Source organism: Pusillibacter faecalis (assembly GCF_018408705.1).
GTDB classification, from domain to species: domain Bacteria; phylum Bacillota; class Clostridia; order Oscillospirales; family Oscillospiraceae; genus Oscillibacter; species Oscillibacter faecalis.
In genome coordinates this window covers 1,263,601-1,284,984 of sequence record NZ_AP023420.1, presented here as the reverse complement: position 1 = coordinate 1,284,984, position 21,384 = coordinate 1,263,601, and the positions used below count along the sequence as shown (strand labels likewise).

Genomic DNA, 21,384 nt, shown 5'->3' with positions numbered 1-21,384 from the left:
GTATTGCAGGTTGGCGAGGTCTGTACCGGAGGTCGATTTTATGGAACTGCCCCAAACGCCAATGGAGCTGAATACATATTTGAATCAGCACTTTATCTGTCCATGCGGAAAAGAGCACTTCGCTTCCTTGCGGGCCGTTCGAATTGGAAAAGATGCCTTATATGAACTGCCGAATTTGGTGAAGCTCATGGGGTTTGAGAGCCTCTATCTGGTCAGCGATGCGATTACCTATGAGATCGCCGGGAAAGCCTGTAGAAAAATTCTGGAAGATGCAGGAATTCGTAACCATCTCATTCAATTGACACATACAGGCTTTGATGAGGCAACATTGGGAGAATTAACGATCCAAATGCCGATGGACTGTGATTTGGTCATTGCGGTCGGAACCGGAGCGATCAACGATATGGTCCGGTTTTTCAGTTATAGAATGGGCCGTCCCTTCTACACTGTGGCAACAGCGGCCCCAATGGATGGCTTTGCTTCCAGCATTGCTGCGATTCAATCCAACCATTTGAAGACCACGTTTGATGCCCAGACGCCAACGGCAATTATCGGAGATACGGAGATTCTCAAGAACGCCCCCTATTCTATGATTGCCGCAGGCTTAGGAGACCTTCTTGGAAAATTCACATGTCTCTGCGACTGGAAGCTTGCTCGTCTTATCAACGGCGAGCATTATTGCGAGCGGATCGTGGAACTGGTGGAAAACTGCGTTACAAAGGTTTTGGGCGATGCCGAAAAGGTCAAAGCACGTGACCCGGAAACCATGGGGAAGATTATGGAGGGCCTTGTGCTTGCTGGTGTAGCAATGAGCCTTTACGGAAATTCCAGGCCAGCCTCTGGCTGCGAACACCATATGTCTCACTACTGGGAAATGATATTCGAACAGACCGGAAAAAGACCGGTTCCCCATGGAACACAAGTTGGTGTCGGCACAGTACTGATTTTGAAGCTGGTGGAGGCTCTGCGGAAAACTCCGGTAGATTTTGATGCGGCGCGTGCCAGTGCCATAGCCTATGACCCATTTTCTTGGGAAAATAAGATCCGGGAAGCCTATGGCCCCGCTGCTCAGGGCGTGATCGACATGGAGTCTGCAGCTGGAAAGAACGAGACTGCCGGCCGGCTCGCGCGAATCGACCGCATAGAGGCGCATTGGGAAGAAATTCTTACGCTGCTAGAAGGGCTGCCTTCCTCAGATCAGATTGCACATATCCTGTGTTCATTGGATTCCCCCTGCCTTCCGGATCAGATTGGTGTTGACCGGACATTGCTGAAAAAAACCTATCTCTATTGCAAGGAAGTGCGCGCACGGTATACGATTCTTCAAATGATTTGGGATCTCGGACTGCTGGACACACTTTCTGATCACGTGATCGACACACTGCCCTTTGCAGATTCATCAAAGGAGCCCCTTTGTCATCCGTAAATAAGTCCGTTGAAACCGGGCTTACAAAATAAGAAAAGAGAGGTACATCACATGAAAAAGTTTTTGGCTCTTGCACTGGCTCTGGCTATGACGCTGAGTCTGGCAGCCTGCGGCGGAAAAACGGACGACTCAGCATCCGATGAGGAAGCCTCCGGCACCAATGAGCCGGCCGAAACCCCTGAGAAGCCTGCGGAACCCATCACTATCAGCATTTCCCACTCCTATACGGAATTGGATCAAGTCAGCGTGGAGCTGAATACCGCCAAAAAGAACATCGAAGAGCGTACCAACGGCGCAGTGATCGTAAATCTGTACCCGAATAATACCTTTGGCAATCTGGTGGATGGTGTGGAAGCCGTTGCTGCCGATTCTCCCCTAATGCTGATGGCTGCATACAGCCAGTGGGAAGACCTGTACTATGATGCCAGTGCCCTGCAGTGCGGGTTTGTCTTTGAAACCGGCGAGGAATTCCTGAAAGTCATGGAGACAGATTTGTTCCAGAAGATCGTGGATGAAATGGATCAGGTGAATATCCATGCGTTGAACTGCGCTTTCGTAGGCGGTATGCGCCATGTGATCGGCAAGAAGCCCTATACCACGCCTGCCGAGATGAAGGGCCTGAAGCTGCGTGTTCCCAACTCTACCACTTATCTGGAGTGCTTTGAGGCAATGGGCGCCAGTCCCATGGGGATGGCGGCTTCCGAGCAGATGGGCGCCCTGTCTGCCGGCACCATCGACGCGCTGGACCAGTCCATCTCCCTGATGTATTCCACCAAGAGCTATGAGCTGGTGGACCAGGTCACCTTGCTGGCCCAGCAGCCTCTGGCGGATGCGCTGTTCTGCTCCACAAAGTGGTGGAACTCCATCCCCGCCGAGTATCAGGAAATCATTGAGGAAGAACTGCACGAGGCTGGTCTGCGCTATAACCAGTACTCTGTGGAGAATGAGAGCAAGATGCGCGAAGAGATGGAGGCCGCTGGCGTCCAGTTCCATGAAGCTGACCGTCAGGCCTTCCTGGATATGGGCTGCAGCGATCTGGTGCTGAAGTATGGCATTGGACAGGAGCTGCTGGATACTCTGGCGGAGATCCGCGCCGCAGAATGACCCATTTGAATATGGACGCAAATATGATCTGAAATCGGATTTCTAAGGCATAGTCCGAAGAGGGCCGGTCCTTCTTCGGACTATGCTTTATTTTCAGAGAACCAAAAAAATGTTAAAGATGTAAGGTGCTTATGAAAAAATTGATTTCGTTCTTTCGCGATGGTAGATTTGAGGAATTACTGGGTTGCCTGATGATTCTGACGGTCATCGTCCCTGTCATTATCAATATCGTAAACCGCTCCGTATTCGGATTTTATTCCATCAATCTGGAGGCAGTGGCGCTTCTCGCCTATGTTTGGATCGGTTATGCCTTCTTCGGCTATCTCTATAAAAAAGATGCGCATGTGGACATGAAGTTTCTGGTGAATATGATGTCCCCTTCTGTCCGGGCGGTCTTTGACCTGCTTCGGGATCTTCTAATTTTGGTATTTTCTGTCTATATGGTCTATTGGGGTGTCAAACTGTGTGCCTCTAATCTGACCAGATATGCAACCGGAACAAAAATTCCGTTGGCGTTTGGCTATGCGAGCATCGCATTTGGCTTTTTCACTGGGACTGTCCGTAGCTTTTGCGCCATCATTACCCGGATGTTCAAGAAGAAAAAGGAGGTGCCTGAACGATGAGTGGTATCGAAATATGGCTGCCTCTAATTTTGGTATTTATCCTTTTGGCAATTCGGATTCCTGTATGCATGGCATTTATCGGAGGAGCTGTTTTTTATTTTGGCTTTATTGCCACAGAGATGCCGCTGAATATGATTCTCTCCAAAATGGTCTCCGCCGGCATGAATATGAACCTGATGGCCATTCCGTTTTTCATCACGGCGGGACTGCTGATGAATTATACCGGCATCACCTCCAGGATGATGAAGTTTGCAGACCTGTGCGTGGGGCATATGTGGGGCGGCTTAGCCCAGGTCAACGTGCTGCTGTCTACGCTGATGGGCGGATTGTGCGGCTCTTCGAATGCAGACGCTGCGATGCAGTGCAAGATGCTGGTTCCGGAGATGGAGGAGCGTGGTTTTAACCGTGCATTTTCCGCGGCAGTCACGGCGTCTTCCGCACTGATTTCCCCCATGATCCCCCCGGGAGTTATGCTGATTCTGTACGCTTCCATTACGGAAAATTCTGTTTTGGATATGTTCATGGCCGGTTATCTCCCCGGCATCCTCATGTGTATTGTGCTGATGCTGGCAGTTACCTATGTTTCTCATCGGGACGGTTATCGTCCGGTGCGGGAAAAGCGTGCCACGGCCAAAGAGATCCTGCACGGTCTGGTGGAGTGCTTCTGGGCGATTTTGATGATCGTGGTGCTGATCGTTGGTCTACGCAGCGGGATCGTCACTGCCACGGAAGGCGGCGCCGTGCTGTGTGTACTGTGCGTTTTCGTGGGTATGATCATCTATAGAGAGTTGCACCCGAGAGATTTGGTCGTTGTTGCGAAGGAAGCGTTTGCTTCCGTGGCCAATGTCTTCGGCATTATCATCTCTGCTACGGTGTTTGGACTCTATTTGACTTATGCACAGATTCCGCAGAAGCTGACATCCCTGATTCTTGGAATGGATGTGGGGCCAATTGGCTTTTTGCTGCTGGTGAATGTGATGTTGCTGATTATGGGGATGCTGATTGACAGCGCGGCCGTGCTGCTGATCGCGGTCCCGCTGCTGTATCCGGTGGCAATGCAACTGGGGATTGATCCTATTCATTTTGGTATCGTCTGCATCTTGAATCTGTCGATTGGTGCCTTGACGCCGCCCTTTGGCGCCACAATGTACCAGTGCTGCAATCTGTGCGAGATTGAGATGCCGGAGTTCTTGAAACAGGGCAAGGAACTGATTGCCGCCCTGCTGATCGCACTTCTGGTCGTGACCTTTGTCCCCGGTATCGCCACGCTGCTGCCGGCTATGATGAAGTAATTCATTTTCAGAAATTGAGGACAGATATGAAAAAATCATTGTTCCCAGATGGCGGCGTCTGGCTGAAGGGAAATATCCACAGCCACTCCACAGTATCAGACGGGATGTTCAGTCCCAGGGAGTTAGCAGAGCTGTATCGTGACCACGGATATGCGTTTTTGGCCATGACAGACCACAACGTTTTGGTTTCCCACAGTGAACTGCCGGAGGATCAGATTATCCTGCTTACAGGGCTGGAGCATGATCTTGAATACAGCCCTGACAAGTGTATCCATGTGGTGGGGATTGCCGCTGCCGGCAAGGAAGAGACGGAGTACCTGTGCAAGCGGTATTCACCCGCAGAACTGAAGGATCAGCGCCTGGTGGACCTAATGCGGGAAGACGGGCAGTTTGTTTCTCTGGCACATCCGGTCTGGTCCAGAATGGGTGCGGAGGAGATTTTAGGCCTGGAGGGACTCCACGCCGTTGAAGTGTTTAACAATGGAACGGAGCATCTCTGCCATGGCGGACATGGAGAAATCTGGTGGGATATGCTGCTGCGGCAGGGAAAACGGGTCTTTGCCACTGCAGTGGATGACGTCCACGTAGCAGAGGACCTGTTCGGCGGATGGATCTGGGTCAAGGCAACTCGGCGCAGCCGGGAAGCAATTCTGGATGCCCTGTTCCAAGGAAACTATTATTCCTCCACGGGTCCGGAAATCTATGATTTCGGTTTGGATGGGGAACAGGTATATGTGTCTTGTTCGGAATGCCGCGAGATTCATTTTGTTACCTATTCCCCCAGAGGGAAATCTCTGTTTGCGGAGCCTGACGGCGTTCTGAAAGAAGCGTGCTATACATTAACGGGCCGTGAGAGCTACGTGCGGGTTGTCTGCGTGGATCATAATGGAAAGTCTGCTTGGTCCAATCCGATCTTTTTTGATGAATGAGCCTAAGATACGATGAAATAGGTTGTATCTTACGGTGACTCCAACACCCGAGATGCATGCGGGTGTTGGGGTCGCTTTTTTGACCCGAAAAGGAAATGACATAGAGAGGCAAAGAATGACAACAATCTATTTAATTCGTCATGCGGAGGCGGAAGGCAACCTTTACCGTGATGCGACTGTATATTGAATATGCGGCAGATGACGAAAGCGCTTTTCTGCAAACGATCCAGCAGACTGGAATTGCGGCTTGACCCACACGGGAAAACGAGCGGACGGAAACAAGAGAGATAAGAGTGTCGGAGACCTCGCCCTTTTGAAGTAAAAAAGGTCGGAAAGCCTTGAAAACCAAGGGCTGGATGGCTCCTAACCAGATGGTAAGGATGAGGCCGGCGGTTCAAATCCGTAACGATAAGCGGTCAACGCTTTGACCACAGAATAAGCCACAGACAGAGCAAATTAGGGCTCCGGGGCGCAAGCACCCCGGAGCCCCGTTCCGTTGAAGCGTGGCGGCTTCCTTTTGTATGGCGATCTCCTGTTTTATCTCAGTGATTAGCTCCGCCAGCTTTTCTTCACATTTCTCTTCCGCTTTGGCGTATACATTCCAGGCCATGTGCTTTCCGTTAACGATAGGGAGTAGTACCCCTCCAATAAATGATCCTTGATCTGGCTGACACAGCTTGCTCCGGCCTTTCGTCTCTGGCCCTTGTAGGACTGGAAACTGGGGAGAGGGCTTGGGCGGACGAGTGGGACATACCAGAGATAGCCCCGCTTTGGTGATCCCCTGTTCTAGTTTCATTGTTGCTGTGCCGCATTGGGCGTATACATTCAGAGTGGGGGCGCTGGACACGTGCCAATGATTGTTATCAGGTTTTTTACATCCACGCCGCTTTTCAGTACAACGCCGCAAACGTGTGTTAGAAGTTCATGGAGCCGGATATACTCCATAGCTTTCAGAATTTTATCATAGGTGTTGCGGAACGAGTCTGGGTCAAACATCGTGCCCGTTTTCAGGGACGGAAACTTGTACCGGCTGCTTATATGCTTCTTGTGTTCTCCCCGCAGCAGGTCCGCTGCCTGCTGCGGGATCGCCGGCGTCCGAACCGAAGGCTGTCTCTGGGGTTTCCGCACTACCAACTTGCTTTTCATTCTGTTGTTTCGTCACAAAGATCGTCTTTGACTCAACATCCAAATAGTCCAGGGAAGGGCAAAGGGATTCCCGCGCCGCAGACTGGTGGTCAGTTCCGGGAAATATGCCGCCAGGCATCCTCTTTTCTCTGCATCCATCAGGTACGGGCCAAGGTTCTCCTTTGGCAGGAGCTTCCTTCCATTTCTCCAGCTTCGGGGGCTTGTACCCATGAGCTGGGTTGGTCAGAAGCAGGCGTTTTTTGACCAGTTATTCAAAAGCCTGTGGATGCCACGACCACTCTAACATGGAGCCCTTTGCTTTTCAGCTCGACGCGCTTGTACCTTGGTGCTCTTCCGTTTTTTTGGAAGCCGTTGTAAAACTTTTGAATCTGAATGGTCGTCAGCTTGTCCGGAAAACCCTTTCCGATTCGGGGAATCAGGTAGCTTCCATGTAGTCCGGGTAATCATCTTTTGTTTTCTCCCGTAATCTCGACTCCGCACATAGCTCACAGCTTGATCTCGCTCTCGACTGAGCGGGCTTTTACCTGGCTCATATCCAGCCGTTGACTGTCCTTGATTGCACTCTTCAGTGCTTTCGTCACCTCCGCTTGGGGTTTACCGAGGAGATTCTGATAGATGGGGCTCCCTGCGACGGGGCCTCGTTCTGCTGCCTCCGGCGGCCACGGGACAAACAGGGCGGAAAGTACGCTGGTGTCTCAACAGCAGAGAGAAAAACCGCAGTTTCTTTGGCATAACATATCAAAGTGGAATCCATGTGACCTCCTTTGTTCCGAAGCGCTTGATTCCCCTAAAAATTTTTTTCCCTTTTTCTGAAACGATGGTACTCTGAAGAACGAATATACCCTATGAAGGGCGGTGAGGCGGTGGAGCAGGAACAGAAATGGATCAGGGCCATCCAGCGGAGAAATTCCCGGGCTGCGGCGGAGCAGTTGATCCAGGCCTACTATGATGAGATCTACCGCTTTGTCTACCGTCAGACGGGAAGCAGGGAGGATGCCATGGACCTCACCCAATCCATCTTCATCGCCGTCCTGCGGGCGCTGCCCGGCTACCGGGCCGAACGGGCATCCTTCCGCACCTGGATGTACCGCATCGCCGCCAACAAGGTCATTGATGCCCGCCGCAGAACCCGGCTGTCCCCAGTGCCGCTGGAGGAGACGGAGCTGCCAGCGGCGGAGGACTTTGTGTCCCAGATTCACAACCAGGCGCTGCTGGACGCCATCGAGGGATACGTCTCCGGCCTAGACGCCGGAGAGCAGGCTGTGTTTCGCCTGCGGATCTATGGGGAGAAGACCTTTCCGGAGATTGCCGCTGCTCTGGACGAGCCGGAGGCAGCGGTGAAATCCCGATACTACCGCCTGATGGGGCGGCTGAGAAAGGAGTTTGGAGCAGATGGGTGATCACAATCTTTTTATACCCACTGAGGCGGAAAAGCGGCGATCTATTTCTTATATCCTGGATGCGGGAATGTCCCACCGGGCACCCTTTGGTCAAGAGCTGCGGGCGGTTTTGGAGGGGGTCGGCGTCCGGGGACTGCTGTTCGGCACGGGGGACTGTCTGGCCCTGTCCCTGCTCATCTGGGTTTTGTGCCTGCTGCCGGCGCTCGCTCTGACCAGGTCTACCAGCTCCCTGGCACCGGCACTGTTCCTGTTCTCTCCGCTGTTGTACGCAGCCCTCTTCCTGCTGACTGGCTGGAAGAATTTACAGGCCGGTATTTGGGAGTGGACTTGGACATTTCAAATTTCTGCCAGAATGGTGGCGGCGCTGCGGATGCTGTGCTTCGGCGGACTGTCCGTGTTGGTATGTGTCCCTGCAAATTGGGTGCTGTGGCTGCTGACCGGGCGGGAACTTCCCCTTGGCTGGATGCTGTCTCTGTCCCTGGCCAGCCTGTTTTTATATGGCGCTCTGTCCCTGTTCTGCCAGCGGATGCAGGGGGCAGCGGGACTTTGGGCGGCCCCCCTCTGCTGGATTTTGCTGAGTCTGGCGCTGCTGATCCGGCCCCATATATCGGCCTGGCTGACGGCAGTCCCCGCCGCGGTGTTCTGCCTGCTGGCTGCTGCTGGAATCATCCTATACCTCGCGGAATTGCGCCGCTTCTGCCGGCGCCCGATGGAAGGAGGCGCTTCCTATGCTCTGCGTTGAGCATGTGACAAAGAACTATGGTTCGTTCACCGCCCTGGAGGATGTATCCCTAACATTTACCTCCGGCGTCTATGGCCTGCTGGCCCCCAATGGGGCAGGAAAAACTACGCTGATCAAACTGCTCACCACGCTGCTGTTTCCCACCAGGGGACAGATCCTGTGGGATGGGGAGGATATCCAGGCCCTGGGAGCGGAGTATCGGGGACTACTGGGGTATCTGCCCCAGCAGTTCGGATATTATCCCGGCGACACGCCCCGGCAGTTCCTTCGCTACGCCGCCGCTCTCCAGTGCATTCCGCGACGGGAGGCGGACGGGCGCATCGATCATTTACTGGAGACGGTGGGACTCAGGGACGCAGCGGACAAGAAGCTGAGAAAGTTTTCCGGCGGGATGCTCCAGCGAGTGGGGATCGCTGTGGCCATGCTGAACGACCCAAAGCTGCTGATTCTGGATGAACCCACCGCCGGACTGGACCCCCGGGAGCGGGTGCGGTTCCGCAACCTGATCCACACCCTGTCCGGGGAACGCATTGTGATTCTCTCCACACACATTGTCTCGGACATCGAGACCATCGCCGGGCAGATCATCATGTTCAAGGATCACCGGCTCTACTGCTGTGACAGCCCCGCCCGCATCTGTGCTCAATTCCAGGACAAGGTGTTTCACCTCCCCGCTGGGACGCCCCTAGCACAGGGCCAGTTCCTCCTCAGCGAGGGACAGGGCGAGGCCGGCCCCGTGGTCCGGGTGCTCTGCGACGCGCCCCCCTCCGGCGGAATACCGGTGGCACCGGGCTTGGAGGACGCCTTCCTGGCCATCTATCGGGAGGAGCAGCCGTGAGCTTGGTGTACTGCGAGTGGCGGAAGCTCTTTCATCTGCCCGCCCTATGGGCCTTTCTGGGGCTGTGCCTGGTTTTCAATGGGCTGCTGATTGCCACACAGTCTCCCTATGACCGAGCGTTTTTCAACGACACCTCCGCCGATGCAGAGCTGCTGGGACAGCGGGTGGATGGAGAGTTTCTGGCGGGGCTTTCGGCCATGCCGGAGACGGAAAACCGGAAACTGCTGCTCCAGTCGGTCGCCGGCCTGGAGGATGTTTTCGAGACCTATGACACTGGGGAGCTTGCAGACTTCTACACCGGCGTGGTCAAAACCTCTCCTCTGGCCATGGAATGGATGACCTGGAAATACGGCTTGCTGGCGGAGCGAGTGGAGCATCTGTCCCAGACCGATGCGGCTTTGGACCTGTATGCGGGACCCGCCACCTATGGCAGCCACCAGTTCCTGTTCGGCGCCCTGTTTCGGGCTATCCTGGGCGAGAGCGCCATTCTGGCCATGCTGGGGACACTGTATCTGCTGGGGTATGAAGGGCTGCACCAGACGGAGGGATTGGCCTGCGCAACCCGAACAGGCCGGCGGCTGTGGGGAGTCAAGCTCCTGGCGGCTCTGCCCGCCTCGACGGTGGTGTACGGATTGCTGGCGAGCTTCACCCTGACGCCATACTTTCTGCTGTACGATTACGGCGGCATTTGGAGTGCCAGTGTGTCCAGCCAGTTTAATTACTTCTCCGACATGCTGTTCGTCCGGCCCTTCCTCACCTGGGGGGATTTCACGGTGGGGCAGTACCTGACCGCCGCTCTTGGCCTTGGGGCGGCACTGACGGCAGTGTTCTCTCTGCTGGCGGCAGTGTTCGGCATTTTCATTCGCAACTCCTATCTGGCCGCCTTGGCATTGATGGCACTGTGCTTCGGGGGACTGGGGATAGTTTCCGCCCTGGGGGAGCTGGGCTGGTGGGCGGTGTACCTGATCGCATGCTTCCAGCCTGTGATAGTCTGGCTCTCCTGCAGCGCCTGGTTCACAGAGCTGGGCCTGACCGCTGTCCTGCCCTGGCAGGAGACCATCGCGGTGGGGCTGAACTTACTATTGCTCGGCGGCGGGGCAATTCTGGTCCTCCGGCGCTTTTCACGAAAGGATGTGGCGTGATGGCCCTTTTGAAATGGGAGCTGCGGAAGATTTGGCGGCCCGGTATCTTGGCGGCCATTCTTGTGCTTGGGGCGGTTTACTACTGGATGTTCCCCCAGTTCTACATCGAGCATTTCACCAACGGCCCCCAGTCGCAGGCACAGTTTGCCCTGGCCTCCGGCTGGGTGGAGCGGTACGGCCCCGCTCTGGAGCCAGAGGAGCGGGCGGAGCTGGATGGCCAGCTCACGGAAGAGATTGCTGCCTTTAACACGCAGATCGCCGCCATCCCGGAGGCTGCGGCGGCAGGGCTCACGGACTACATGGCGTTTCTCTCGTTCCGGGAGGATTACCTGAACGGTGTGAAGGAGGCTGGCGGCGAGGCGGACATGGATGTAGAGGCTTTGCTTTACCGCGTGTACGGCGGCACCAACTGGTACACGATAGAGGAGTTGGAGCAGAGTATGGAAGCCTATGATGTCCAGAACGAGTCACCTGTATTACAGATTTCGGACTATCAATCAGCGGGCTATCCGGAACCTATGATTCAGCGCGAGATGGAGCTGGCGGTTTCTGATCTGCGCCACTCCCTGCTTCCATCCCCTGTTAAACACTCCACCCAGGAATACGGCAAGGATCTTGCAGTCTGGTGCGTTCTCAGTATTGTGCTCCTCCTTTCCCCAACGCTGGTGCGGGACCGGCTGCGGAACACCCGGCCCATGCAGTGGGCCTCCCGCCGAGGACGGTCCGTTTTGAACACCCAGATGGGGGCCGCCCTGTTCTCCGCACTGGTGCTGACCGTGGTGAATGTAACGGTCTATGCCATTCCGTTTCTCGTCCAGGGGCCTTTGCGGTTTGCCGCCTGCGGGCTGGGTGGCTTTTTGTCTCCTGGCTCCCCCTGGTTCGACTGGACCTACGGCGCTTATCTGCTGGTGCTCGTGGGCCTCATTCTGGCGCTCTCCCTTGGCTCCGCCGGGCTGACCGTGTTCCTCTCTCAGTACAGCGGCAACTACATCGCCATGCTGCTCAAGGCTGTGCCGCTGTTTGTGGCTGTGGGCGCGGTGCTGGGGAGTTGGCTGTTGAATATGCCCTTCTGCTTCCGCCCGCTCTGGGATGGCTATGGCCCCTGGGTGTCCAGGGGAGCCGAGGCGGTGGCTGCGGCAGTCCTGCTGTTTCTGGGGCTTGGACTGTGTGTCCTGGCCTGCTGGCGGCAGAGAAAGCGAGAACTGCTATCGTAGGTTCTGACTCATATACGAAAAGATTTGGAAATAGACTCAAACGCACTGGATGGAAGTGAACTTCGTCCAGTGCGTTTGCTTTATCCTGAAGGGAACCCCCGACCACCGCTGTGATCGAGGGTCATAAAGAAAGTGGAAGCTTACGGCCTGGGCTTTGTGACGGTGCGGAACTCCAACCACCACGGTACCTGCGCCTACTGGGGACTCCAGATGGCACAGCGGGATATGATCGCGTTCGTGGCGTCCAATACGCCGCCATTTCTGGCGGCGCCGGTCAGCAAACAGGGGGGGCCACGAGTTGGTTAGAATACTCAAAAATTGCGGGAGTTTTTTTCTGCCCGATTGAAGATGAATTGCCCCATGCTGAGTTCGGAGTGGCATATCGCACAGACAAGAGAAATCCGGTTATGGCAGCCTTTTTACAAATTATTACCCAGACATCGTTTAATATTTAACAAGCTACGGCGTATCATTCATAATACAGATTTTGATAGGGTCAGCAGGCCTGAGGCATGCCACTCCCTGGATTGATGAAGCAGAGAAAAAGGACTTTGCAAGGGGCAAAGTGATTAAGTTAAGCGTTTTCTGCATAAACAGCTGGAAAAACACAGGCTTTTTCAGGGTAAATATAGTTGTTTTGCGTTAAAACGGCAAAATGAAGAACCAGGTTGAATGACCTGGTTCTTCATGGAATGGCATGGCTGCAAGAGGGTGCCAGAGACAGTCAAAACCCCACACAGCCACAAGCGCCGCACCCGGTTCTTTTCAGCCTTACTTCGTGGCAAATCGGTTCATAAAGAAATCTGTAAAGGCAGCCAGTTCCTCCTCCTGCGCCACATAGACATACAGCTTTTCATCTTCCAGCCAGTCATAGGCGTTGATGCCGATATAACCCTTTTTGTCGGGATAGATGATAAAAGCATCCGTGGGGTATTTGTTCCGATAGGCCTTTAAGATTTCAGACCGGCGATAATAGGTGGGAGCTCCGCAGCCAGACAGATCAGGGACCGTAGGAACAACCACAATCGTCTGACGGGGTTCATTCCATCCCACAATCAGATTGCCGATTTTGGTTTTGCTGCCATGAACGAACCCATAGTTGAATCGGGACACGTCCTCGGTATAGCCGAAAATCAGCCGGTATTCATCGCCATCCTCTACAGCCTGATTGAACAGAATGCGCATTTTTTGGGCGTTTGCCTGACTTTTTTCCGTGTCCACCTGAGGACCCTTAAACAACTTTCCGAATAATCCCATGATAACATTCCTCCTTCATTGAGTAAACATTTATGAAGCTGGAAAACAGGCCGTGACCAGACTGCTTTTCAGCACTTCAAACGGTGAATCCCCCAACAATAAAAATGATTTTTTATATTTGTCTTTATTGGGGGAATGAAAAACTCCGCCGAAATCCAACGTGCTTCAGACGGAGTCCTGAGTGGGAAATCCTTTGTAGAAGAGTCTCTACATCTGTTTCATGGATTCCAGACAATCCACGATTGCGTGAATCTGGAAGGCCACAGTTTCATCCGCTGCCTCCGGAACCAAAAGCGGCAGGCTGTCCGGGATGGCCCGACGGATCACCATCACAGTCAGGCTCAAATTTGTGAACAGATGGACCTTGGCCGCATCTGCCCGAATTCCGAGACATTCCAGAATGTCGTGAAAGAGACGGAACTGCTTTTCACGAAATAGGCGGTAGCTCTCCTTGGATAACCGCCGGAAAAGCCGCTGCTGGTCTTCCACAGTTAAAATAGCGATTCCATGTTTCTCGCCATAGCAGCAGGCATAGAGAAACTGCTCAACTGCCTGCCGCCAGCTGAGTGTTGGATCAGACAGGAGCGTGCGAATATATGCAAGGATACGGGGCTGCTGGAGATACAGCGTCTCTACAACAAGGTCCTCCTTCGTGGGGAAAAAGGAGTAAAAAAAGGTGCGGGAGATGCCGACTGCCTGATAGATCTGTTCCACCGTTGTATGCTGGATGCCTTGCTTGGCCATCAGCTCCAGCCCCACAGATATCAGGGCGGTTCTGATTCGCTGGCGCTCCGCTTCCGAATACGCTACCTTGGGCATACGATCCTCCCAATAAAGATGAAACAATAAGTTTGTTTTTATTTTACACCGTGAAGGACAGAAATACAAGAGAAACTTGTCCCGGACGTCCCATCCTGAGAAAGCGCAGGCTTGTCTATTCTGTAAGAACAAACCATGCTCCCTGCCGAATTCCGCCGGGAGCTTGCCCCTTTGCTTGCGGCTAAGCAGCGGCACACATATCAAAAGGATTGACGCGGCCCGCCTGAAATGTTACTTTTAAAAGGAAATGGCACTTTCTGCCGGTGGCCCATAGAAGTGGAGGCAAAGGTGCAAGGGAAGGGCGGGAAGCTCCCCCCGCAGGCGGCACGGCCCCTTTTCCGGAAAAGAGCGGCGGGTGCCTGGTCTGCGTCCCTGACAGCGGGGACCTGCCATCTGGCTGTGGAGTGTTGGAAAAACGCCAGAACACGGGCTTTTCGCGCGGCAGCCAGAGAGACGATCAAGCGGAAGGATCAAAACAACATGAAAAGAGCAAGAATACAGATCATCGCCTCCATGACGATTTTTGGAACCCTTGGGCTGTTTGTGCGCGGAATCTCTGTCTCCTCCGGTGAGCTGGCGCTCTATCGGGCAGTTCTGGCGGCGCTCCTGATTGGGCTCTACCTTCTGGTGACAAAGAGGGGAATCCGCTTGCCGGATATCCGCAGGGAGCTGCCCTTATTGCTGGTATCGGGAATTGCTATGGGGTTGAACTGGGTGTTTCTCTTTGAGGCGTACCGGTACACAACGGTCTCGGTGGCCACGCTGAGTTATTACTTTGCCCCCATCCTGGTGACAGTGGTCTGTCCGTTTTTGTTTCGGGAGCGAATGACCGGGAGACAACTGCTCTGCTCCTGCATGTCCACCATAGGCCTGATTCTGATCATCGGCGTCAGTGGATTTGGACGGTCCGGAACGGACCTCATCGGAATTGCGTTTGGACTTGGCGCCGCAGTCTTTTATGCCGCGGTGATATTGCTGAACAAGTTTATCAAACAGGTTACGGGAATTCACCGCACGTTTTTACAGTTCCTGTCCGCAATTTTGATTCTGAGTCCATATGTCCTGATGACCGGCGGTGTGCATTTGGGAGACCTGAGCGGGAGCGGTTGGATCAATCTGCTGATTGTCGGCCTGTTCCATACAGGCGTTACTTACTGTATGTATTTCTCATCACTCCGAGAGCTGCCTGGACAGGAGGCGGCGATTCTCAGCTATATGGACCCCCTTGTGGCAGTGATCGTATCCGTTGCCTTTCTCAATGAGAGCATCACAGGATTTCAAATCATCGGCGGAGCGCTGATCTTGGGCTTTGCCACTTTAAATGAGACATGGGCGAGACAGTGAGCGTACCTCTCATTTGACGCAAAGGGCCATGTTTCACATGGCGGCGGAAAACCGCCGTGGAGAACTGCGGAGATTCTCTTTGCCAGGGAATCCGCCAGCGCCAAAACATGGAGAGCGCCGGTGTGGGCGGATACACGAATCTGGAGAACCTCGGCGCTATCTGGCACAGAGACTGAGAAGACAAAAGGAGATCAAACACCTGCCTCATCCATAGGAACGGCAGCCTTGCGCATAGCAAGGCTGCCGCTTCTGTATGGGATCGCGGATGTGAACGCCAAAACGAAGGGCGTTTTCCAGCCCGCTTTGCTAATCTGGGAGAGCGCAGTTACCGGACGGAAGAGCGCCGCGCATAAAGACGTCTGCCGGCTGAGTGGGAGTTTCTGCCGCCCGATATCATGAAAACCGCCATTTGCGTGCGATTAAAAAAGACATGGGAGGGCCGCAGGAACCGCGCCTCCGCTGGAAGGAGAGCAGGGGGGACCCGGGATGCCGCCAGGGAAGGAGGAATGCCCCGGCCCGAAAGGAACGGGGCATTTGGCGCGCATCCCGGCGCAAACGCCCCGTTTTTGAAGAAGAGCTGCGCACGTTCCAGAACTCGCCGCAGGCATAGATGTCCATGGCGGATGTGGAAGGGAGACATTCATATCGACGCGGCACAGACAATGATGAGGGCCGCCGCTGGGAGAAGCGGGCTCATCTGCGGCGGGCCTCACCGCTGCAAAAGACGCCAGAGCGTGGTGCGGCTGATCCCAAGACGCTTCGCCGCGGCGGTTTGATTTCCGCCCATTTCCGCTACAACCCGTAGCGCCACATCCTGATTGATTTCATTCATGGTTTGGTTCAAATTCAAGGGTTCCGCCGTATTTTCTGCGTGGAGGGCAAAGGTTCCCACATGACGTTCCTTCCGAAGCGCCTGTCGGACGTTCTCGGCTGTGATGAACTGCCCGGTGGAGGTGATGGCCAGTTCCCGGATGACCCTGCGGAACTGCGTATAGTTGTGAGGCCACTGAAAGTTCTGCAGCAGGGAAATCGCCTCTGGCTCCGCACCTACCATCCGCTGGGGCAGGTCCGCATTCAAATGGCTGAGGGAGAGGTTTACAAGAGCGGGAATCCGCTCCGCCATCTGCCGCAGGGGGGGCAGATACAGGGACAGGCATTGAAGCTTGTCCATGAACAAGGAGCCTACGGCGGAGATATATTCGCCGGCCTGACAGACACAGGAGAAAATGACCCGGTTTCGCCGGCACACATCCATTTCCGATAAGGCTGCCAGCAGTTGCTGCTGCCGCTCGTGGGAGAGGGCGTCGATGCTGGCGAAATACAGGGTGTTGTCCTGATCCGCCAAGGGAGAATTATGATGCTCCAGCAGGAAGGACCAGCTTTTTTCATTCAGCAGGCTGCAGCTGATGGACACCAGCGGACCGTTTCGCAGGGGGCCCCGCATATAGAGGACGCTGACAATGGACTCCTTGCCGGTTCCGTCCTCCCCCGTCACCATGACCGGGGCGCTGCTCTGACTGATGTGGTTGATGTCCTGCTGATAGTCGCTGATGCTGCCGGCAAAGCTGAAAATACTGCTGTAAAAGGCGCTCTCCGCCTCAGGGCGGGTGGAGAAGCGGATGCCTACCTGGTTGGGGGAGAGAGGAGTCCTCCGGGCGTCGAAGAAGAACGCGGTATAATTGAGGCTGCCAGTGGAAATGCGCTTGGCGCGGATGGCGTAAAGCATCCCGTTTAAATTGCGGATAATGCGGCGCTCCGTTTCTGACTGAGACTCCGGCAGCTCCCGGCGCAAAAGCTCCAGCAGCTCCGGCTTTGGATTTTCCAGAGTGGAGAGAAACAAACTGCCATCCTGATCGAAGACCATGGTATTCCCGATCTGACCCTTCATGAGATCCCGGAAGAACAGATTTTCATCCCGCAGGTGCTGCTGGCTGCGGCACAGCAGCAAAACCTGATCAAAGGCCTTTCGGATGCTCTCCACGGAGGATGTAATCAAAAAAGAATTGAGCCCTAAACGTTTGGCAATGGTGTTGGAGACCATGTCGCCGAGAATGGCCTGATAATGCTTGGCCTGCAAACGCCGCAGCGTGGGCTCCGGGGTGTCTTGCGAGGCGTAGGTATAGACGTCGATATCGTAATTCATCAAAGTGCATAGCTGCTGGGCGCTCTCCGCGATATTGGCCGCGGAGACGACGGCAATTTTTCCATCCATCCCGTCTGTCAGCCGGATCGCACAGAGAATGTCATACATCGAAAGCTCAATCTCAATGACTGGGATCGAGAGGTCCTGCCGCAGCATGGTGGCCGTACTGCCGCGGGAAATCACGGCGTCATAATTGCCGTGGAAATTGCTTTTTGCAATTTCCAGGCCCTGTTCCCGGTCGCCAACAAAGAGCGTTAAATCAATTTGAGGATAATCGCTCACCACACGGGACATCAATGTTTTCATGCCCTCGTAAGGGGCAATGCCAAGAACGCGAATCCGACTGCTCATATCCACCCTCCGCGTGTTTCAACTTGAAACGGATTATATCAAATGCACAAAAATAAAGCAATATTTTTCTGTGCGTTTCAAAAATGAACGATAATAAAAGCGAAAAAGATTGAGAAATTTTTGAGAAGCGAATATGATAAACTTAAAACATCAGAAAAACCTTTGTGAAGCTCTTGTAAATACAAAAGCCGCACAAAATACTCCCAACAAGTATTTCAAAAATAAACACCCATAGAGGAGCAAACAGATGATCAAACTGCTGATGATTGCGGATGACTTCTCGGGTGCACTGGATGCCGGCGTGCAGTTTGCGGCCAGAGGCGCGGCTACCCGCGTGGTCACGGACCTGGACTGTGACTTCTTGGAGACAGATGCGGAGGTATTGGTGATGGTGGCGGAAACCCGCCATCTGCCGCCTCAGAAAGCTTACGACGTGGTGTACCATGTGGCCCGAAACGCCAGGGAAGCCGGCGTTCCCTACATTTATAAAAAGACGGATTCCGCCCTGCGGGGGAATGTGGGCAGCGAGCTGGCCGCCGTGATGGATGCGGCGGACGCCGATGTGATGCCGTTCCTGCCGGCGTTTCCCAAACTCAACCGGGTGACGCGCAATGGCGTTCATTATGTGGACGGCGTGCCGGTGGCGGAGAGTATCTTTGGACAGGACCCCTTTGAACCGGTGACGGTCTCATTTCTGCCGGACATCCTGAGAAGTCAGACGGAAAAACCGACGGTCATCCACCGGCTGAGCGGGGATGCGGCGCCTGTTTGCCCGGGGATTCAGATTTACGACGCCGAGACAGACGCGGACCTGGCGCGGCTGAGCCGGGCGCTGGGAACAGAGGGAGTGCATATTTCCGCCGGCTGCGCCGGATTTGCCGCCGCGCTGGCGGACCTTCTGAAACTCCACGGACCCGCACCAAGACAGCCCCGGCTGCCCGCACTCTTTCTGGTGGCCTGTGGCAGTGTGAACCCTGTAACCCTGCGTCAGATGCGAATGGCGGAACAACACGGATTTGTACATATCCATCTTACTCCAGAGCAGAAACTAGAGCCGGCCTGGCTGGAGAGTCAGGAGTGCAGGGAAAAGATTGCCCTCTGGCTGGAGGCGGTCCGGGAAAACGGACGGTGCATCATGGATGTCAATGATCCGGATGGGACAGAGGACACGAGTGCGTACGCAAGGGCACACCACTTGACAACTGGAGAGCTGCGGGAGCGGATTGCCGTCCAGCTGGCCTGCATCATGAAGCGGCTTTTGGACGGCGGCCTGGATGCCACGATGCTCTGCACCGGCGGGGATACTCTCCTGGCACTGATGCGGGCCGTGGGTGTGAACGAGCTGACGCCCATCTGCGAAATGGACACCGGAACGGTGCTGACGAGCTTTGCTTACCGTGGAAAATCTTACTATATCATTTCAAAATCCGGCGGCTTTGGGGAGCCCCGGCTGTTTTGTGAACTGGCGGCCCTGGTGGGCGGCGGAAATCAGAAGGAGGATACGGCATGCTGACGAAATATGAACTGAAAATGCCCCATGCGGTGTTCAGCGGCAAGGACGCGCTGGAGCGGATCGTAGAGATTTTGACGGAGAATCAGGTAAAACATCTGGCGATTTTTACGGACAAGGGAATTGAAGGAGCCGGGCTGCTGGAACTGCCTATGGCAAGGGTTCAGAAAGCCGGCGTGGCATACACTATTCTGGACGACCTGCCGGCGGAGCCCTCCTATCTGGAGGCGCAGAAGCTGGTGGACCAGTGCAAGGCCTATGGCGCGGACTTCATCATGGCCGTTGGCGGCGGCAGCGTACAGGACACTGCCAAGCTCGCCTCCATCCTGATGACCGACGAGTACGGCGTGAAGGAGCTGTTGGACACACCGGGCCGGGCAAAGAAGTGCGTCAAAACCCTGATGATTCCCACTACCGCGGGCACCGGCTCCGAGGCAACGCCCAACGCCATCGTGGCTGTGCCGGAAAAGCAGCTGAAGGTGGGCATCGTGAACACCAACATGATTGCGGACTATGTGATTCTGGATGCGGAGATGATCAAAAAGCTCCCCAGGAAGATTGCCGCCGCCACGGGTGTGGACGCCTTGGCCCATGCCATCGAGTGCTGGACCTCCAACAAGGCCAACCCCTTCAGCGACATCTTTTCGCTGCAGGCGCTGGACATGATCCTCAACAACATTGAAAAGGCCTGCGATGATCCGGAGGCCATGGACGCCAAAAACCAGATGCAGATCGCCAGCTTCTACGCGGGTGTGGCCATTACCGCCTCGGGAACCACCGCCGTTCACGCCCTGAGCTATCCCTTGGGCGGCAAGTACCACATTGCCCACGGCGTGTCCAATGCCATTTTGCTGGCGCCGGTCATGCGCTTCAACGAGCCCGCCTGCCGGGAGCGTCTGGCGGCGGCCTATGACCGCTGCATCCGCGGCGGAGCCGCCACGGTGGAGGACAAGAGCGCCGCGGTCATCGCCAAGCTGGAGGGGATTGTGAAGCATCTGGACATTCCCACCAGTCTCACGGAGTTCGGGGTTCCAAAGGAGGACCTGGAAGCGCTGGTAGCCTCCGGAATGGAGGTTACACGGCTGCTGGTGAATAACATGCGCGAGGTGACGCCGGACGACGCCCGCCGCATCTATCAGGAAGTTTTGTGAGATCTGTTTGATAAGGAGAGAGCTGATATGAAAAACGTCTCGATTCAGGGCATCATTCCTCCGATCCTGACCCCTATGAACGCGGACGAGTCCATCAACGAGCAGGAGCTGCGCAGTCAGGTCAACCGAGAGATTGAGGCCGGCGTTCATGGCATCTTTGCCTTCGGCACCAACGGCGAGGCCTACGCCCTGAGCGCCGCTGAGAAGGACCGGGTGCTGGAGGTGGTCATCGAGGAGACCAACCACCGCGTCCCGGTATATGCGGGCACGGGTTGCATTACAACCAAAGAGACCATTGAAATGAGCAAAAAGGCGGCGGCCATGGGAGCGGACGTGCTGTCCATTATTACGCCCTACTTCGCAGCGGCGTCCCAGGACGAGCTGTATGCCCACTATATGGCAGTTGCTGAAGCGGTGGACCTGCCGATTGTGCTTTATAATATTCCCGCCCGCACCGGCAACGCGCTGAGTCCCGCCACAGTGGCCAAGCTTGCAAAGAATGCACCCAATATCGTGGGGGCCAAGGACTCCAGCGGAAACTTCGACAATCTCAAGCAATATATTGAGCAGACCCGCGGCTTGGACAAGGAATTCAGCGTCCTCTCCGGCAATGACTCCCTGATCCTGCCTGCGCTGGTGTTTGGCGGCAAGGGCGGCATCGCCGGCTGCGCCAACGTGTTCCCCGGCACCATGGTGGAGATCTATGAGGCCTATATGGCCGGAGACCTGGAGAGGGCCATGCGGGTGCAGGACAGCATCCGGCCTCTCAGAGCCGTGTTCCAGTACGGCAACCCCAACACGATCATCAAGATTGCCGCCGGGCTCCTGGGCTATCCCGTGGGCAGCTGCCGCAAGCCGTTCTGCCAGCTTTCCGACCAGGGAATGGAGGCGCTGAAGAAGGCGCTGGAGCTCTGCAAGGCCAACGGCCTGCGCTGAGGCCGCGGCCATAAGGA

19 protein-coding genes are annotated in these 21,384 nt (G+C 55.1%); 15 read left to right on the top strand and 4 right to left on the bottom strand.

The features are described 5' to 3' along the window. Nucleotides 1–40: 40 nt before the first annotated feature. From KJS55_RS06560 to KJS55_RS06540, 5 genes are all read left to right on the top strand, one after another. Nucleotides 41–1,426, top strand: a complete 1,386-nt coding sequence (locus KJS55_RS06560) for a sn-glycerol-1-phosphate dehydrogenase (RefSeq protein WP_213542960.1) — start codon at nt 41–43, stop codon at nt 1,424–1,426. A gap of 51 nt (nt 1,427–1,477) precedes the next feature. After that, the gene (dctP, locus tag KJS55_RS06555; RefSeq protein WP_187027813.1) at nt 1,478–2,530 is read left to right on the top strand and encodes a TRAP transporter substrate-binding protein DctP; all 1,053 of its coding nucleotides are present in this window, start codon (nt 1,478–1,480) and stop codon (nt 2,528–2,530) included. A gap of 131 nt (nt 2,531–2,661) precedes the next feature. Beyond that, the gene (locus KJS55_RS06550; protein ID WP_213542959.1) at nt 2,662–3,153 is read left to right on the top strand and encodes a TRAP transporter small permease; all 492 of its coding nucleotides are present in this window, start codon (nt 2,662–2,664) and stop codon (nt 3,151–3,153) included. Further along, entirely contained in the window at nt 3,150–4,445 is a 1,296-nt protein-coding gene (locus KJS55_RS06545; protein WP_187027815.1) for a TRAP transporter large permease, read from the top strand. Before KJS55_RS06550 ends, KJS55_RS06545 begins: the two co-directional genes overlap by 4 nt. 26 nt (nt 4,446–4,471) lie before the next feature. Continuing rightward, complete coding sequence (locus KJS55_RS06540; protein WP_213542958.1) at nt 4,472–5,374, top strand: CehA/McbA family metallohydrolase; 903 nt, start codon at nt 4,472–4,474, stop codon at nt 5,372–5,374. 825 nt (nt 5,375–6,199) lie between these two features. Here KJS55_RS06540 and KJS55_RS06535 read toward each other — a convergent pair. Then, nucleotides 6,200–6,520, bottom strand: a complete 321-nt coding sequence (locus tag KJS55_RS06535) for a hypothetical protein (RefSeq protein ID WP_213542957.1) — start codon at nt 6,518–6,520, stop codon at nt 6,200–6,202. Between the two features lie 845 nt (nt 6,521–7,365). On the opposite strand from KJS55_RS06535, the gene KJS55_RS06530 reads away from it, so the two are divergent. From KJS55_RS06530 to KJS55_RS06505, 6 genes are all read left to right on the top strand, one after another. Beyond that, nucleotides 7,366–7,920, top strand: a complete 555-nt coding sequence (locus tag KJS55_RS06530; protein ID WP_207724297.1) for an RNA polymerase sigma factor — start codon at nt 7,366–7,368, stop codon at nt 7,918–7,920. Next, a complete protein-coding gene (locus KJS55_RS06525; RefSeq protein WP_213542956.1) occupies nt 7,913–8,662 on the top strand; it encodes a hypothetical protein in 750 nt (249 codons plus the stop codon). The genes KJS55_RS06530 and KJS55_RS06525 overlap by 8 nt, the downstream gene beginning before the upstream one ends. Next, nucleotides 8,649–9,500, top strand: a complete 852-nt coding sequence (locus KJS55_RS06520; protein WP_187027819.1) for an ATP-binding cassette domain-containing protein — start codon at nt 8,649–8,651, stop codon at nt 9,498–9,500. The genes KJS55_RS06525 and KJS55_RS06520 overlap by 14 nt, the downstream gene beginning before the upstream one ends. Then, a complete protein-coding gene (locus KJS55_RS06515) occupies nt 9,497–10,642 on the top strand; it encodes a hypothetical protein (RefSeq protein WP_213542955.1) in 1,146 nt (381 codons plus the stop codon). The genes KJS55_RS06520 and KJS55_RS06515 overlap by 4 nt, the downstream gene beginning before the upstream one ends. Beyond that, entirely contained in the window at nt 10,642–11,856 is a 1,215-nt protein-coding gene (locus KJS55_RS06510; RefSeq protein WP_213542954.1) for a hypothetical protein, read from the top strand. The genes KJS55_RS06515 and KJS55_RS06510 overlap by 1 nt, the downstream gene beginning before the upstream one ends. 123 nt (nt 11,857–11,979) lie before the next feature. Next, complete coding sequence (locus KJS55_RS06505) at nt 11,980–12,162, top strand: Ldh family oxidoreductase (RefSeq protein ID WP_346345697.1); 183 nt, start codon at nt 11,980–11,982, stop codon at nt 12,160–12,162. Between the two features lie 465 nt (nt 12,163–12,627). Here KJS55_RS06505 and KJS55_RS06500 read toward each other — a convergent pair whose 3' ends face one another. Further along, on the bottom strand, nt 12,628–13,113 hold the full coding sequence (locus tag KJS55_RS06500; protein ID WP_187027832.1) for a hypothetical protein: 486 nt from the start codon (nt 13,111–13,113) through the stop codon (nt 12,628–12,630). Nucleotides 13,114–13,320: 207 nt separating this feature from the next. Then, nucleotides 13,321–13,932: a TetR/AcrR family transcriptional regulator gene (locus KJS55_RS06495; protein ID WP_187027833.1), complete on the bottom strand. Its 612-nt coding sequence runs from the start codon at nt 13,930–13,932 to the stop codon at nt 13,321–13,323. 480 nt (nt 13,933–14,412) lie between these two features. On the opposite strand from KJS55_RS06495, the gene KJS55_RS06490 reads away from it, so the two are divergent. After that, on the top strand, nt 14,413–15,276 hold the full coding sequence (locus tag KJS55_RS06490; RefSeq protein WP_213542952.1) for a DMT family transporter: 864 nt from the start codon (nt 14,413–14,415) through the stop codon (nt 15,274–15,276). A 709-nt stretch (nt 15,277–15,985) separates the two neighbouring features. On the opposite strand, the gene KJS55_RS06485 is transcribed toward KJS55_RS06490, so the two are convergent. Beyond that, nucleotides 15,986–17,770 (bottom strand): sigma-54-dependent transcriptional regulator, encoded by a 1,785-nt coding sequence (locus KJS55_RS06485; RefSeq protein ID WP_187027835.1) that lies wholly within the window; start codon nt 17,768–17,770, stop codon nt 15,986–15,988. 247 nt (nt 17,771–18,017) lie between these two features. Here KJS55_RS06485 and KJS55_RS06480 point away from each other — a divergent pair, with 247 nt between their 5' ends. Genes KJS55_RS06480 through dapA form a run of 3 tightly spaced genes read left to right on the top strand, consistent with a single transcriptional unit; the run spans nt 18,018 to nt 21,367 of the window. Further along, nucleotides 18,018–19,283, top strand: a complete 1,266-nt coding sequence (locus KJS55_RS06480; RefSeq protein WP_187027836.1) for a four-carbon acid sugar kinase family protein — start codon at nt 18,018–18,020, stop codon at nt 19,281–19,283. Further along, entirely contained in the window at nt 19,277–20,431 is a 1,155-nt protein-coding gene (locus KJS55_RS06475; RefSeq protein ID WP_213542951.1) for an iron-containing alcohol dehydrogenase, read from the top strand. The genes KJS55_RS06480 and KJS55_RS06475 overlap by 7 nt, the downstream gene beginning before the upstream one ends. A gap of 27 nt (nt 20,432–20,458) precedes the next feature. Beyond that, a complete protein-coding gene (gene dapA, locus KJS55_RS06470) occupies nt 20,459–21,367 on the top strand; it encodes a 4-hydroxy-tetrahydrodipicolinate synthase (RefSeq protein ID WP_187027838.1) in 909 nt (302 codons plus the stop codon). Nucleotides 21,368–21,384 lie beyond the last annotated feature (17 nt).

Bases quoted from the DNA above. Each gene is read 5' to 3' on its own strand.
- dapA (WP_187027838.1), top strand. From the start codon at position 20,459: ATGAAAAACGTCTCGATTCAGGGCATCATTCCTCCGATCCTGACCCCT.
- KJS55_RS06490 (WP_213542952.1), top strand. From the start codon at position 14,413: ATGAAAAGAGCAAGAATACAGATCATCGCCTCCATGACGATTTTTGGA.
- dctP (WP_187027813.1), top strand. From the start codon at position 1,478: ATGAAAAAGTTTTTGGCTCTTGCACTGGCTCTGGCTATGACGCTGAGT.
- KJS55_RS06560 (WP_213542960.1), top strand. From the start codon at position 41: ATGGAACTGCCCCAAACGCCAATGGAGCTGAATACATATTTGAATCAG.
- KJS55_RS06535 (WP_213542957.1), bottom strand. From the start codon at position 6,520: ATGAAAAGCAAGTTGGTAGTGCGGAAACCCCAGAGACAGCCTTCGGTT.
- KJS55_RS06495 (WP_187027833.1), bottom strand. From the start codon at position 13,932: ATGCCCAAGGTAGCGTATTCGGAAGCGGAGCGCCAGCGAATCAGAACC.
- KJS55_RS06500 (WP_187027832.1), bottom strand. From the start codon at position 13,113: ATGGGATTATTCGGAAAGTTGTTTAAGGGTCCTCAGGTGGACACGGAA.
- KJS55_RS06520 (WP_187027819.1), top strand. From the start codon at position 8,649: ATGCTCTGCGTTGAGCATGTGACAAAGAACTATGGTTCGTTCACCGCC.
- KJS55_RS06480 (WP_187027836.1), top strand. From the start codon at position 18,018: ATGATCAAACTGCTGATGATTGCGGATGACTTCTCGGGTGCACTGGAT.
- KJS55_RS06525 (WP_213542956.1), top strand. From the start codon at position 7,913: ATGGGTGATCACAATCTTTTTATACCCACTGAGGCGGAAAAGCGGCGA.
- KJS55_RS06510 (WP_213542954.1), top strand. From the start codon at position 10,642: ATGGCCCTTTTGAAATGGGAGCTGCGGAAGATTTGGCGGCCCGGTATC.
- KJS55_RS06545 (WP_187027815.1), top strand. From the start codon at position 3,150: ATGAGTGGTATCGAAATATGGCTGCCTCTAATTTTGGTATTTATCCTT.
- KJS55_RS06475 (WP_213542951.1), top strand. From the start codon at position 19,277: ATGCTGACGAAATATGAACTGAAAATGCCCCATGCGGTGTTCAGCGGC.
- KJS55_RS06530 (WP_207724297.1), top strand. From the start codon at position 7,366: ATGAAGGGCGGTGAGGCGGTGGAGCAGGAACAGAAATGGATCAGGGCC.
- KJS55_RS06550 (WP_213542959.1), top strand. From the start codon at position 2,662: ATGAAAAAATTGATTTCGTTCTTTCGCGATGGTAGATTTGAGGAATTA.
- KJS55_RS06540 (WP_213542958.1), top strand. From the start codon at position 4,472: ATGAAAAAATCATTGTTCCCAGATGGCGGCGTCTGGCTGAAGGGAAAT.
- KJS55_RS06485 (WP_187027835.1), bottom strand. From the start codon at position 17,770: ATGAGCAGTCGGATTCGCGTTCTTGGCATTGCCCCTTACGAGGGCATG.